The following is a 13,908-nucleotide window of genomic DNA, read 5'->3' as shown; positions in this document are numbered from 1 at the left end:
CAAATAAAAAAAATAAATTACATTTGATGACGTTTATTTTTGGCGAAAAAATGTATAAGCGTTATATTTAAATCAGTGCACGGATAACAAATTCAAACCATATTAGGAGCTTAAGATGAGTTTGAGCAAGAATGCTTCATCGGATGGAAAAACATTGACCATCCAGATCAGGGGAAAGTTCGATTTTAATTTAGTTCAGTCATTTCGACAGGCCTATGCTGAAGTGGGCGAACAAACAGAAAAAGTAGTTATAGACCTGCGTGAAACCGATTATATGGATAGTTCTGCGTTAGGTATGTTACTTAATATGAAAAAAACATTGGGTGATTCTATAGGCAGTATTCACATAAGTAATTGTAGACCCCAGCTTAAAAAAATATTACAAATATCTCGGTTTGATAAGAAGTTTGATATTGATTAATTCATAATGTAAGGCTTACGTCTGTGCGAATTCTCGTTGTTGATGACCAGCCGCTTAATTGTACTCTGCTTAAAGCGATGCTTGAGCAACAAAGCTATCATGTAGAAGTAGCGAATGATGGATGTCAGGCACTAGAAGTATTACAAAGTACGGACATAGATATCGTGCTGTTGGATGTAATGATGCCGGTTATGGATGGCTTTGAAGCGGCTCCAAAAATAAAACAATTGGCTGGTGATGTTTATTTACCAGTGATTTTTATTACTGCGCTTGAAGACCATGCGAGCTTTGAAAAATGTTTGGCTGTGGGTGGTGATGACTTTATTCATAAACCATTTGACCGAATTATACTGTCGGCAAAAATTAAGGCACATGCTAGAACTCGTAAATTGAGCCAAGAAGCCCACTTGCAAAAGAAACAGCTTGAGTATCATTATAATCAAACCGAACGTGAGCATGAGATTGTAGAACACATCTTTAGTAATGCGTTGTCTCAACAAGTAAAGTTTCCCCATCATTGTGATTATCACCTTTCACCGGCTTCAATGTTTAACGGGGATATGTTTTTGATGGCACGCAGCCCAATGGGTGGTTTTTATTGCTTATTAGGTGATTTTACTGGGCATGGACTTGCGGCCGCTGTTGGTGCATTACCCGCCTCTCGTGTTTTTTACACCATGGTGAATAAAGGCATGGCTGTAAATGATATTGCATTTGAGCTGAATAATGTCTTGTATACATTGTTACCTGGCCATATGTTTTGTGCCGCAGCAATTGTTGAACTGAGTGAATCAGGTAAGAGTATTTCAGCTTGGATTGGGGGGTTACCTGACTTATATTTGATTGATCAAGAAGGGGTAGTAATTCGAACTTTAGAAGCGCAACATATGGCGTTGGGTATTTTGGATGAAGAGGAGTTTGAGAGGCACTTAATTCACTTAGAAGTTAAGCCAGATCAGCGACTGGTTATGGCTACAGATGGCATCATTGAAACAGAAAGTAAGCAAGGCGATATGTTTGGAGAAGAGTTACTAAAAAGTGCGTTATTAAGCGTACCTATGGTAACAACTGCGGATATTATCGAAAAAGTGCATACATTTTCTGAGCATGGTGAGCAACAAGATGATTTGAGTATTGCGATCATTAACTGCATTGCAAGTGAAGCACTTCGTACTGAGTCAACGACTTACTCTAAGTTGCCTTTTAGCATTTCGATGAGTTTAAATGCAGGTCAAATGAAGGACAGCGATCCTATTCTAGAGTTAGTTGATGTTTTAAGTCAGCTTGAGGGAATTAATGAGCATAGATCAAACATTTTTTTATTACTTTCTGAAGCTTATAACAATTCATTAGATCATGGCGTACTGGGTTTAGATTCTGAGATTAAAAATCAAGATGAAGGTTTTTTCGAATTTTATCAATTACGTGAACAAGCACTAGTTTGTCTTACGGATGCATTAATTATAATTTCAGCCCGTTATTGTCCTGACTCCCTCAGCTTATTCTTTTCTATATGTGATTCTGGTAATGGTTTTCGCAATCAAGAAAGTAATGATACAGAGTTACATAGAGAGCATGGTCGAGGGCTGAGCTTATTGAATGAAATAGCACAAAGCGTAAGGTATAACCATGCAGGGAATGAGGTTGAAATGGTGTATTCATTGCAATAAATTATACCTGCTTAGAGGAATAACTATTTTCCCCTTAATTTGACCTCTTTTTAATATTCGCTGAGTGAGTTACTTTTAAACGTCCCCAATATTTTTAGTACGCTAATTACGTAACTTGGTACAGCAATTATTTGCAAATGTGTCGTTTCATGATAATCTCCATTTATACCTTTAGATGTATGGATGGCTAAATGATTTCTAAATACCTTGATCGTGCAAATTTAAATGTGGATGTACTGCAAGTGGAGCAAGCATTAGTAGAACTGGATAACTATCTTGCTGAGTCGGATAATACACACGGCGCAATTTGGTCATTCAGGATCCCCGAATTAGGAGAAGGGGGAGCATGTAGTCTGTTTGGACATTTACAAGATGAACCTTTTGAACTTAGTCAATACATAGAATACTCAGAGAAAAATAGTCTGAGTTTAAGCCAATTACAGACAATTGTTCAATTTATCAAGCAAAGAACACATGTAGATTGGTTCGGGGTTTATCAAAATACGAAGACAGGAGAGGGACTTCAACTCCTAAAATTGGCATATATTGGTGCGCCAAGTCGACCTTTATTTCCAATAAATACGTTATTTTCTCAAACGAGTAATAATGTCCAAGTTGCTATGTCTGGCCATGGTCGGGTGATTAATAACGTTCAGGACTATATTGCAAGTGGTGGAGAATATTATACATGCGATCCAAAAGTACAATCTGAAAGTTGTTTACCACTTTATAATGAGAAAATGCAATGCATTGGGATCATTGATGCTGAAGCATTTCGGAATGATTTTTTTACAGCAGAAACTTTAGCTTTACTAATCGCTGTTTGCATTAGAATTCCTCAATATTTACCGTGATGTGAAGACTCGTGTTATAGCTAATTTATGTTACTATAAACACAGTTTTAATCCCCGTTTATTCAGTGCATATAAGCTATTACGCCAATTAGCTATATGCTGATATTACACTAATAAAAGAGATAACCCATGTTCTCAACATTGAAACCATTACCGACAGATCCGATCCTTGGTCTTATGGCTGCATACAAGCAAGATACAAACCCAAATAAAATTGACTTGGGTGTAGGTGTATATAAAGACGAGCAAGGTAATACTCCTGTATTAAAAGCGGTAAAAAAAGCAGAAGCATTTCGATTAGAAAACGAAACAACAAAATCATATATTGGACTTGCTGGAAATTTAGATTTTTGCCAAAAAATGGAATCACTATTGCTTGGTGAACACCGTGCTTTGCTTGCTAATAGAGTACGCACAGCACAAACTCCAGGCGGAACGGGAGCACTGCGCGTAGCAGCGGAGTTTATTAAACGTTGTAATACCAATGCAACCGTGTGGGTAACGACACCAACATGGGCCAATCACATCAGCTTGTTTGAAGCTGCTGGGTTAACGGTGAAAGAATACCCTTATTATGATTATGAAAATAAGGGGTTACTGTTTGATGAGATGATCAATACACTGAAGCAGGTGCCTAAAGGTGATGTTGTTTTATTACATGCATGTTGTCATAACCCAAGTGGCATGGATTTAAACGAAGCACAGTGGAAGGTTGTTGCAGAACTTGCAAAAGATGTTGGTTTTACACCTTTAGTTGATATTGCTTATCAAGGCTTTGGTAGCAGCTTAGATGAAGACGCGAAAGGGTTACGTTTATTAGCTGATACAGTTGAAGAAATGTTGATTTGTTCTTCATGTTCAAAGAACTTTGGTTTGTATCGAGAGCGTATTGGTGCATGTTCACTTATTTCAAATGATAGTGCAACTGCAGATGTATCAAACTCGGTACTATTGAGTGTGGTTCGAAGTATTTATTCAATGCCACCAGCACACGGTGCAGATATTGTTAATACAATTTTGAGTAGCTCTGAACTGACACAACTTTGGCATGATGAACTAGATGAAATGCGTAGTCGTATTAATGGTTTACGAACTTTGATTAAAAGTAGCTTAGCAGAGAAAGGCGTTGCGCAAGATTTCTCATTCATAGATCAACAAAATGGTATGTTTTCATTTTTGGGTATTAATAAAGAGCAAATTGATCGTTTGCAAAAAGAATATGCGATTTATATTGTGGGCTCGAGCCGAGTTAATGTTGCAGGTGTAAGCCAGACAAATATAGATTACTTCTCGAACGCGATTGCTGATGTGCTAAAGTGATTTTGACATCAAGCATAAAAAAAACCGCTCTATGAGCGGTTTTTTTATGCTTGATTAATATTTGCTACTTTTTCATCATCCGCATCTGTCTCTGGCTTTTTGGCTTTTTTTGGTGTCTCAGGCTTAACACCTTTTAGTACAGATAGAAATTCATCTTTTCGTTTCGCGATTTCAAGCGCTAACGATTCAACTTGTTGCTCACTGAGAGGGACGTCTACTTTCGCTAGCATCTGCTCAAGGGATTCAGCAACATCTAGCATTTTATCGTATGCATCAGCCTCTTTTTTACTGGTAAAGGTCATGCGCTCGACTCCGTTTCTTTCTACAACATACTTAATAACAACAGCCATGATCACTCCTGCGTAATACTGTTTTTTTATACAGTAATCGTTTAAATTGTAACTTGCAAGAAGATTATCATAGTTCTTAATCGAATAATATGTTGAAAAATTAAAGTACCCTATTATAAAAATAGATTATAAACAGGTGGTTAGTTATTTTTAGTACGATTTATATTTGACAAAGTTTAGTCTGAGAACTTTATTTAAAGTGCCTAATAGATTTTAGGATGTTTACATGTGAGAACATTGTTCTCAGTTACATAGTATGACCATTTCCAGGAGGGAAATATGCATATAAGAAATATCTTGTTAGTCACATCAATATTATTCAGCACTTTCAATCACGCCGTTGAAAATGAGCAGTCACTGCCATTAGAAGAGACACGGTCAACAAGTAACAATAAGTTTGAATTAGTTAATATTAATTTTGCACATTGGCAGGAGCTCGCAGTATTACCAGGGATTGGTGAAAAAAAAGCGCAAGCAATCATTAACTATCGCAGTCAGCATGGTAATTTCCTTGATTTAGCATCATTGGGGAAAGTTAAGGGGATTGGCCAAGGCATATTGTTGAAACTTGAAGGGAAGGTGAGTTTTTAACTGAGGGTAACAACACAAGCCAGTTAGGCTTGTGTTGTCTTATTTTCTTGGAAATTACGAATAGCGTGCACGAGGTGAGGTTTGGCAAAGCATATTTCAATAGGAGAGGTTAGGAGTGGGTATAAGAGGCCTGCAATGAGCAAAAGAGGGATCAATTTCCAACTCTCAATATATGCGAAACTAACAAAGAAAGGCACTAGCACACAGAGTTTGGCGATGCGAAGTAGCACTTTTTGCATTGGGGGTAGCGCATCGATAGCTAATGCTAATATTTGTTGTCTTTCTCGAGTTTTGAAAGTTGCTAAACTTACTATTTGACTGAGTTTCCAAACGAACATTATGATTGCCTTTTTGAACAAAATAAATATGCAGCAAAGGCCGTGATAAAGCAAACACTGTAAAACGCAAAAATTACTTCCATCCAATTAGGCATGCTCATATTCATAAATTGCCAATCAATATTGCCGCAATCACCGGTTGCAGCAAAAAATGAAGGAAGCCATTCATGTAATGGTAAAAACTCTGGAAAGTTTGGCACAATATCACATGTAAATGCGAATGGGTCAGTGGTTGTTTGCATATTGGTGTGTTCTCTTGCAATTAGCCAGCCCCAAATACTGGCCAGGCCCCAACCTGAAAACCCGACAATCTTAAAAATTGTATTACTTGGATTTATTGCGCCAACCAACCCAGCAAATAATAATCCAAGCATTGCTGTACGCTGGTAGATACACATAATACAGGGAGCTAGTTCCATCTGATATTGAAAAAATAACGCGACGGCTTCAAATACAAATGCACTGACAGCCAGCAGTACCCATGCGGGTCGAGAGTGAGACAGTGAAGTTATCCAATTCATAATCATTCCTATTATTTTTGCGTATTATGTGCCATCACAGGAGTGTACTGCAACTATTGTTAGATAAAACGCATATCAATAGGCTGGTATAGAGATCTTTGCTTGTTAGTTGTCAATCATCTGGTACAATCAGTGGCTTAACGAAATGATGCAGTCGCATATTTAACGAAGTGGTGTTAGATGAGAATTTTCAAAGCCAAAAGCCCAGCAGGATTTGCTGAGGAATATATTGTCGAATCAATTTGGAACGGTGAATTTCCACCGGGTTCTATCTTGCCTGCTGAGCGTGAATTATCAGAGTTAATTGGTGTTACTAGAACCACGTTGCGAGAGGTACTCCAGCGCTTGGCTCGAGACGGTTGGTTAACTATTCAGCATGGTAAGCCTACTCGAGTAAATAATTTCTGGGAAACTTCAGGTTTGAATATTCTTGAGACGTTAGCGCGACTTGATGAAGATAAAATGCCTGAACTAACTGATCAACTGTTATCAGCTCGTACAAATATTAGCGCGATCTACACTCGAGCTGCAATAAAAGTGAATCCAGAGCAAGTTGTTGAGATTTTATCAAAAAGTGATGAATTAGAAGATACAGCAGATGCATTTGCTGAATATGATTATCGTGTCCATCATCAGTTGGCTGCTGCAGGAAATAATCGAATTTACGTGTTAGTTCTTAATGGGTTTAAAGGCTTATACTCCAAAATTGGTGGGCATTACTTTTCAGACCCACGTACACGTGAATTAGCAAGGCAGTTTTATAAAGATTTAACTATTTTGGCACAGCATAAAGATCATGACGGTGCGATATCATTGATGCGTAAGTATGGTCACCAAAGTGGTGAAATATGGTCGCAACTGCGAGGCGAAATGCCAGCAAATATTATGGACTAAAAGTCAATAAAAAAAGCCTCGCATAGCGAGGCTTTTTTGTACTCAATTACCAAACGTTTTCGCCTAACTATACCATCCAAAAAACAGATTACTCTCATCGTTAAAATCGATTATCAATTTCTTCCTCAGACGCATACACTTATGCAAATTTTTTATTGGGGTTGTATTATTTTTTGTAGCCTCAATATAGAAGTCATTAAGTATTAATGATGTCGTGCTAAGTTGTACGATGAGATTGAATATAAACCTAACTATTTGGAGAATACAATGGGTGTATTAGTAGGCCGTCAGGCACCAGACTTTACAGCAGCAGCAGTATTAGGTAACGGTGAGATTGTAGATAGCTATAATTTGCATGAGACTATTAAAGGTAAAAAAGCGGTTATTTTCTTTTACCCACTAGATTTCACTTTCGTATGCCCTTCAGAGCTAATTGCATTTGATAAGCGTTTTGAAGAGTTCCAGAAACGTGGTGTTGAAGTAATTGGTGTTTCTATTGATTCACAGTTTTCACACAATGCATGGCGTAATACACCAGTAAACGAAGGTGGTATTGGTCCAGTTAAATATGCACTAGTTGCAGATGTTAAACATGAAATTTGTCAAGCGTATGATGTTGAGCACCCAGAAGCGGGTGTAGCATTTCGTGGTTCATTCCTTATCGATGAAACAGGTAGCGTACGTCACCAAGTCGTTAATGACCTTCCACTAGGTCGTAACATTGATGAAATGCTGCGTATGGTTGATGCATTAGCATTCCATAGTGAGCACGGTGAAGTATGTCCAGCTGGTTGGACTGAAGGTAAAGCTGGTATGGATGCGAGTCCAGAAGGTGTTGCTAAGTTCTTATCTGAAAACGAAAGCGCGCTATAATTTGCTCTAGTTTGATAACCCGCCGCTTGGCGGGTTTTTTTATATAACATACCCGTACCTTATATACATTGACTCATTTTTATATTACTGCAGACAATCGCTGGTTTATAAGTTTTAATAATTCAAACCCTAAATATCCTAAAAATAAGCTCACAACTGGCAATGCAAGTAAGCTGACAAAAAGTACTTGATTAGTCATTGTCTTCTTCCTTGTTAATTTGTGCTGTATTTAAGTTGTTGTTTTGCTTTTTTAATTCAGAATTTAATGCGTCTGTCACAGAACGCAAAGTAGCAGATTTCGCTTCTTCTATTTGAGTTGAAATAATACTGGTGATTTGCTCCGAAACTTCGCTGTATAAATCGAGTGTAATTGAGTTAGCTTGAGCAGATATACTCGTACTAAGAAATAGTGCAGCAGCAGTTAGTTTAGTGAAAGTATTCATAGCCTTGTTCCTTTATATGTATGATTAATTAGTTAGACGTAGTAACTATTACAAAGGTTGTGCCATACTGATGCTTATTTTTATTTCATTGATTATTAAGTGTTTTTTGTTTTTCCAATAAAGAGTTAGATTGACTGGTTTGTGAAAAAAACCAGTCAAATGGTTAAATTGACGATATATTGGTTAATCTTGATCAAGTAGCTGATAAATCAGTTTTTTCACTGTATCAGGTTCAAATGGTTTGTCGCACAGGGCGTTGACACCAGACTGTGCAATGTTCGCTAAGTGCGTATCATTTGCCTCGGAGGTCACCATTAAAACAGGGATATGCGCGTGTTCATCACTGTTGCGGATAGTTTCAGTTAACTCTTGGCCATTTACAGACGGCATATTGTAATCAGTGACAATTAAGTCAAACATGTTTGACTGCAGCACTTCTAATGCATGTGCGCCATCTTCGGCTTCCCAGAATCGCTGTGCACCAAGATTAGTTAAGACTCTGCGAATATGATTACGCGCAAGTCTTGAGTCATCAACAATTAAAATACGCAAATCATGTACATCGTATAAGTCGAGCTCAAGTTCTTGTGGCGCTAAAATGTCTAACGTAGCGTTAATAGCGCGGCCTAAGTGCACTTTGTTAAATGGTTTGGGTAAAATGGCAATGACACCTGATTGCTTGAATACCTCAAGTTCAGCTTTACGCGTCTCACTTGAAACTAACATAAATGGTATACCGTGTTCGCTGAGCTCTGTATTGATATACGCTTGTAATTCTTGTGCTGTACCATCACTAAAGTACATACTAGATATGACAAGGTCAGGAATACTCGTTGTCAGCATTTCTTTGGCACTAACCAGTGAGTCGGCGAAATCAATATTTGAGATACCTTCTTCTTGCAGTTCTTTTGCAATGATTTTTCTTTGTGTGGCAGAAGGTTCTATAAGTAAAATGGCTAAATCAGCACTGAGTAATTCGTTCATTGTGACCCTATATATCGCTTACTTCATTCTAAGTAAGTACTACATCAATAAGAATACAATATAACGTATTAGTAATACCCCAGCTAGAAAATTTACAGTCATTTTACAGATAATTCTTTATTTCTAACGTCGAAACTCATCAGATTGCGGTAAGTCGACCAAAATAAGCACGGCACCTTTACCACCATATTCTAAAGGCGCTTGATGTATTGCAAGTACATCAGGGTGTTGCACAAGGTATTGCGGGACTTTATGTTTTAATACTCGTTCACCAATACCGTGGACGATGCAAGCACAGTAATAATGTTGTTTTTTGCAAGCATGAATTAACGCAGCTAGCTCATCTTTGGCGCGATCTTTATTTAAACCGTGCAAGTCAAGCATTAGTTCAGGCGCAAAGTCTCCTCGGCGCAATTGCTTAGCTAAGTACTTATCCGCACCGGGTCGAACGTAGTTAACCGTACCATGAGTATCTATATCTGGAATATATTCATCTGAAAAATAAAATTCAGATTGGTGTTGTTTTGTTTGCTCGTTAAGTAATTCACCAGTTTGCGGCTTCACGGTTTTTTTAAAGCGCACCGTATCTTGTTTAAACTCTCGTGCACCGGTAATTGAGTTTCGGAACAAACTAAAATCATCTTCATCAGTCATGGGATTTATATCTAACATCATCTTTTAGCGCATTCTAAATAAAAAAAGCGTAAAAACCTAGCTGAAAAACCGTTACAATAGCGCGTATAAAATACAGTTATATTGAGATATGGTTATGAGTGAGTTGCAGATCACTGAAAAGATTGCTGAAGAAGCATATAATGAATTGTTGACAATTCAAGATTGGTTACGCTGGACGACGAGCCAATTTGTAAGCCATGGCTTATTCTTTGGCCATGGTACTGACAATGCTTGGGATGAGGCTGTTAGCCTAGTATTACCAATCTTAAACCTTCCTTTAGATGCGCCAACAGAGCTAATGCAAGCTAAATTAACGCGAACTGAAAAAGTACGTTTAATGAGCTATATATTTGCGCGTATAGATGATCGCACTCCTGTTCCATATTTGACAAACCAAGCTTGGTTTGCGGGCTTACCCTTTTATGTTGATGAGCGGGTACTTATTCCACGCTCACCATTTGCAGAATTGATTGACGCGCGTTTTGCACCTTGGTTACCCGAGTCGCAGCCAGTGACACGGATTTTGGATATGTGCACTGGGTCAGCATGTATCGCCATAGCATTGGCGAATAAGTTTGAGAATGCGCAAGTGGATGCAGTCGATATATCTTATGATGCACTAGAGGTTGCAGATATTAATATTTGTGAACATATGCTCCATGACAGAGTTTATGGTATTCAGTCTGATGTATTTAGCGGCGTACCAAATCAAAAGTATGACTTAATTGTGGCTAATCCGCCCTATGTCGATGCAGAAGATATGGAAGATTTACCAGATGAGTTTCATCATGAACCAGAGCTGGGCCTGTCTTCTGGTGACGATGGCTTAGATGTAACTCGCACCATATTATTGGAAGCCGCAGAACACTTAACAGATGATGGCTTATTATTTGTCGAGGTGGGTAATTCTATGGTACATATGGATGCTTTATACCCTGAAGCGCCATTTACATGGCTCGAATTTGAGCGCGGTGGCCTTGGAGTATTTATGATCTCGAAACAGCAGTTAGTCGAGTACTTTAATAACTAGTGTGCGTATTGAGTTACAAGCACTCGTCGTTGTCATTGGAATGAGGAAGGGTAATGGCAGGTAATAGTATAGGACAATTATTCAAAGTGAGTACGTTTGGCGAAAGCCATGGCCTTGCTTTGGGTGGTGTCGTGGATGGTGTTCCCGCGGGGCTAGAGCTTTGTGAAGCGGACATGCAACTTGATTTAGATAGGCGTAAACCAGGGCAAAGTCGCTACACAACACAACGTAGGGAAGGGGATGAAATAAAGATTTTGTCTGGCGTTTTCGAAGGAAAAACAACAGGGACCAGTATTGGTTTGTTAATTGAAAACACTGATCAGCGTTCGAAAGATTATGGCAAAATTGCTGAAACATTTCGACCTGGTCATGGCGATTACACATATTGGCATAAGTATGGTCATCGTGATTATAGAGGTGGTGGTCGTTCCTCAGCACGGGAAACTGCGATTAGGGTAGCTGCTGGCGGCATTGCTAAAAAGTATTTGAAGCAGGTTCATGGCATCGAAATTAATGCGTGTTTATCTCAATTAGGGCCTATCAGTGCTGAGCAGTTTGATTGGTCACAAGTGGAACAAAACCCATTTTTCTTTCCTGACTCAAGTAAACTCGACGCATTAGATGAATATATGCGTGACCTTAAAAAACAAGGGGACTCGATAGGTGCGAAAGTTACTGTGGTTGCTAAAAATGTGCCTGTTGGGTTGGGCGAGCCTGTTTTTGACCGATTAGATGCTGAGTTGGCGCACTCATTGATGAGTATTAATGCTGTTAAAGGTGTTGAGATTGGTGATGGTTTTGATTGCATTACCCAAAAAGGCTCTGAGCACCGTGATGAACTAACCCCTGATGGTTTTGCAAGTAATCATGCTGGAGGTGTGCTTGCTGGTATTTCCACTGGGCAAGATATTGTCGCGTCAATTGCTTTAAAGCCTACGTCTAGTATTACGATACCTGGTCAAAGTATTAATATATCTAACGAAGCTGTCGAAATCATTACTAAAGGTAGACATGATCCTTGCGTTGGCATTCGGGCTATACCCATTGCTGAAGCAATGATGGCCATTACTTTAATGGATCACCTATTACGTCAGCGAGGACAAAACCCGAGTGTTAATTTGGCCCATGGTCCAATTAAAGGCCAAGTAGACTGAGAACTTATAGCGCCAGTGTGATTGTGGCGTGTTACTTGCTGGTTTCTTTATAGGTAAATAAGGAGATCAGCATGTTATTATTCAGAAGTACCACAGAATCAAGCTTCCAAGTTAAACCAGCCCCACAGCGCGAAAAAATGCATGAACTGGAGCGGCAAGAGTTTGCCAAAGAGATGGCATCTTATACGCCTTCAGAAACCACGAAGTCATTTCAAAATAAAAATGTATCTGTATACACAAAAGATGAATCATTTTTAGGCCAGATGAAAGAGGCGCTATTATTAGGGCGTATGGGTGTGAGTAAAGAAAAGATTGATGAGCTGCGTTCAAAGCTTGATGAACTTGATAAGTTGCTTGCCAGCGGCAGTATTTCACAGAAAGAGTACCAACAACAAAGAGAATTGATTGAAAAAGAGATAGCACAGGAATATCAAAAAGGGGCTAAGGAAGAAGATGGTTTAGAGTCAAAACAACAGTACTCAAAGAAAAAAGATAATGACTCTGCGCGTTAATTATATTAACTCTATTAAAATACCGATCTTGCTACTTGGCTTAATAGTACTTTAACTACGTTAAGAATTATGCAAATAAAGTAACTTCTGGATACGCCTTCTATAATAAAAAAAGCCGCTGTTTTATTGCGGCTTTATCAAATATGTACGAGGCATATTAAACAGTGCTAGCTATGGTACTTTTCACATGCTTCAAGTGTATTCTCAATTAAACTTGCAACCGTCATGGGTCCAACGCCACCTGGAACTGGTGTAATAAAGCTAGCTTGTTGTTCTGCAATGTCATACTGCACATCGCCAACGAGTTTACCTGATTCTAATCGGTTGATACCTACATCAATAACCATTGCCCCTTCTTTAATCCAATCCCCAGGAATAAATTCAGGTTTACCTACAGCAACGACAAGTAAGTCTGCACGACGCACGTGAGCTTCTAAATCTTGCGTAAATTTATGACAAACGGTGGTAGTGCAACCGGCCAATAACAACTCTAATGACATTGGTCGGCCTACGATGTTTGATGCGCCAACTACAACCGCATGCATTCCCCTATAATGAACACCTGTAGATTCAAGTAGTGTAATAATACCTTTTGGTGTGCAAGGGCGTAGAGCTGGCATACGCTGTGCTAATCGACCTATATTATATGGATGGAATCCATCAACATCTTTATGGGGGTGAATACGTTCTAGTACTTTTTCGGCATCTAGATTTTCTGGTAAAGGAAGTTGAACTAATATCCCATCTACTTCGGGGTCATTGTTCAATGAATCGACAAGCTCTAATAGTTGTGCTTCGCTGGTATCGCCAGGGAGATCGAAAGATTTAGACACAAAGCCGACTTCGTCACAGGCTTTACGTTTAGAGCCAACATACACTTGACTCGCTGGATCTTGTCCTACTAGAACAACAGCAAGTCCTGGTGCCCGAAGGCCTTGCTCTATTCTTTGTTCTACACGTTTCGCTACGGTGCTACGAACTTGTTTGGCTATAGCCTTACCATCAATGATGTTTGCCGTCATGGTTGACCTTTATTAGGAGTTAAAAACTTGAACGATAAAGAGCGTAAAGGGGTTGCTCTATAATTGCCACTACACATTAGTGAAGCATTGGCGCTATTTTCTCACAAAAACCATGACTGGGCCAAGGAACAATCAAAACAAAGCGAGTTAAATATGCCGTAGTTAGAGCTAATAGCACGAAAACTGTATAAATTTCAGCAAACTGATCTAAAAAATATACTTTTTGGGGTAAAAGTAAGCAGTTGGAATGTTTTTT

At 38.8% G+C, this 13,908-nt stretch carries 16 protein-coding genes; 10 read left to right on the top strand and 6 right to left on the bottom strand.

Annotated features, from left to right (window positions below; translation table 11 throughout):
- Positions 1-115: 115 nt before the first annotated feature.
- The 4 genes from J8L97_RS01235 to J8L97_RS01220 all read left to right on the top strand — a co-directional run bounded on the left by J8L97_RS01235 (position 116) and on the right by J8L97_RS01220 (position 4,265).
- A complete protein-coding gene (locus tag J8L97_RS01235) occupies positions 116-421 on the top strand; it encodes an STAS domain-containing protein (RefSeq protein ID WP_192506758.1) in 306 nt (101 codons plus the stop codon).
- Between the two features lie 23 nt (positions 422-444).
- Positions 445-2,091: a fused response regulator/phosphatase gene (locus tag J8L97_RS01230; protein ID WP_210996117.1), complete on the top strand. Its 1,647-nt coding sequence runs from the start codon at positions 445-447 to the stop codon at positions 2,089-2,091.
- 191 nt (positions 2,092-2,282) lie between these two features.
- On the top strand, positions 2,283-2,945 hold the full coding sequence (locus J8L97_RS01225; RefSeq protein ID WP_211047586.1) for a GAF domain-containing protein: 663 nt from the start codon (positions 2,283-2,285) through the stop codon (positions 2,943-2,945).
- 129 nt (positions 2,946-3,074) lie between these two features.
- On the top strand, positions 3,075-4,265 hold the full coding sequence (locus tag J8L97_RS01220; RefSeq protein ID WP_210996119.1) for an amino acid aminotransferase: 1,191 nt from the start codon (positions 3,075-3,077) through the stop codon (positions 4,263-4,265).
- Between the two features lie 44 nt (positions 4,266-4,309).
- Here the strand turns inward: J8L97_RS01220 and J8L97_RS01215 are convergent, their stop codons facing one another.
- Positions 4,310-4,615 (bottom strand): YebG family protein, encoded by a 306-nt coding sequence (locus tag J8L97_RS01215; protein WP_192506762.1) that lies wholly within the window; start codon positions 4,613-4,615, stop codon positions 4,310-4,312.
- Positions 4,616-4,894: 279 nt separating this feature from the next.
- Here J8L97_RS01215 and J8L97_RS01210 point away from each other — a divergent pair, with 279 nt between their 5' ends.
- Positions 4,895-5,206 carry a ComEA family DNA-binding protein gene (locus J8L97_RS01210; protein WP_211047585.1) on the top strand — a complete coding sequence of 104 codons (312 nt, stop codon included), beginning with the start codon at positions 4,895-4,897 and terminating at the stop codon, positions 5,204-5,206.
- Positions 5,207-5,543: 337 nt separating this feature from the next.
- Here the strand turns inward: J8L97_RS01210 and dsbB are convergent, their stop codons facing one another.
- Positions 5,544-6,065: a disulfide bond formation protein DsbB gene (gene dsbB, locus J8L97_RS01205; protein WP_211047584.1), complete on the bottom strand. Its 522-nt coding sequence runs from the start codon at positions 6,063-6,065 to the stop codon at positions 5,544-5,546.
- Positions 6,066-6,245: 180 nt separating this feature from the next.
- Between dsbB and fadR the strand changes: the two genes are divergently transcribed.
- Both fadR and J8L97_RS01195 read left to right on the top strand, forming a co-directional pair.
- Positions 6,246-6,959 (top strand): fatty acid metabolism transcriptional regulator FadR, encoded by a 714-nt coding sequence (gene fadR, locus J8L97_RS01200; protein WP_211047583.1) that lies wholly within the window; start codon positions 6,246-6,248, stop codon positions 6,957-6,959.
- Between the two features lie 267 nt (positions 6,960-7,226).
- Entirely contained in the window at positions 7,227-7,832 is a 606-nt protein-coding gene (locus J8L97_RS01195; RefSeq protein ID WP_010362234.1) for a peroxiredoxin C, read from the top strand.
- 191 nt (positions 7,833-8,023) lie between these two features.
- On the opposite strand, the gene J8L97_RS01190 is transcribed toward J8L97_RS01195, so the two are convergent.
- The 3 genes from J8L97_RS01190 to smrB all read right to left on the bottom strand — a co-directional run bounded on the left by J8L97_RS01190 (position 8,024) and on the right by smrB (position 9,934).
- Positions 8,024-8,275 (bottom strand): hypothetical protein, encoded by a 252-nt coding sequence (locus tag J8L97_RS01190; protein WP_210996123.1) that lies wholly within the window; start codon positions 8,273-8,275, stop codon positions 8,024-8,026.
- 183 nt (positions 8,276-8,458) lie between these two features.
- Positions 8,459-9,259, bottom strand: coding sequence for a response regulator (locus J8L97_RS01185; protein WP_211047582.1), 801 nt, complete (start codon positions 9,257-9,259; stop codon positions 8,459-8,461).
- 123 nt (positions 9,260-9,382) lie between these two features.
- Complete coding sequence (gene smrB / locus J8L97_RS01180; RefSeq protein ID WP_211047581.1) at positions 9,383-9,934, bottom strand: endonuclease SmrB; 552 nt, start codon at positions 9,932-9,934, stop codon at positions 9,383-9,385.
- A gap of 94 nt (positions 9,935-10,028) precedes the next feature.
- Here smrB and prmB point away from each other — a divergent pair, with 94 nt between their 5' ends.
- The 3 genes from prmB to J8L97_RS01165 all read left to right on the top strand — a co-directional run bounded on the left by prmB (position 10,029) and on the right by J8L97_RS01165 (position 12,630).
- A complete protein-coding gene (gene prmB / locus J8L97_RS01175; protein ID WP_192506770.1) occupies positions 10,029-10,964 on the top strand; it encodes a 50S ribosomal protein L3 N(5)-glutamine methyltransferase in 936 nt (311 codons plus the stop codon).
- A 53-nt stretch (positions 10,965-11,017) separates the two neighbouring features.
- Positions 11,018-12,118: a chorismate synthase gene (aroC, locus tag J8L97_RS01170; protein WP_210996125.1), complete on the top strand. Its 1,101-nt coding sequence runs from the start codon at positions 11,018-11,020 to the stop codon at positions 12,116-12,118.
- A gap of 71 nt (positions 12,119-12,189) precedes the next feature.
- On the top strand, positions 12,190-12,630 hold the full coding sequence (locus tag J8L97_RS01165; RefSeq protein WP_211047580.1) for a hypothetical protein: 441 nt from the start codon (positions 12,190-12,192) through the stop codon (positions 12,628-12,630).
- Positions 12,631-12,797: 167 nt separating this feature from the next.
- On the opposite strand, the gene folD is transcribed toward J8L97_RS01165, so the two are convergent.
- On the bottom strand, positions 12,798-13,652 hold the full coding sequence (gene folD, locus J8L97_RS01160; RefSeq protein ID WP_192506773.1) for a bifunctional methylenetetrahydrofolate dehydrogenase/methenyltetrahydrofolate cyclohydrolase FolD: 855 nt from the start codon (positions 13,650-13,652) through the stop codon (positions 12,798-12,800).
- Positions 13,653-13,908: the final 256 nt, after the last annotated feature.

This window comes from Pseudoalteromonas sp. MMG012, from assembly GCF_018100875.1.
GTDB classification, from domain to species: Bacteria; Pseudomonadota; Gammaproteobacteria; order Enterobacterales; family Alteromonadaceae; genus Pseudoalteromonas; species Pseudoalteromonas aurantia.
Note: the sequence above shows the minus strand (reverse complement) of the source record. Positions and strands in the feature narration are given on the sequence as shown.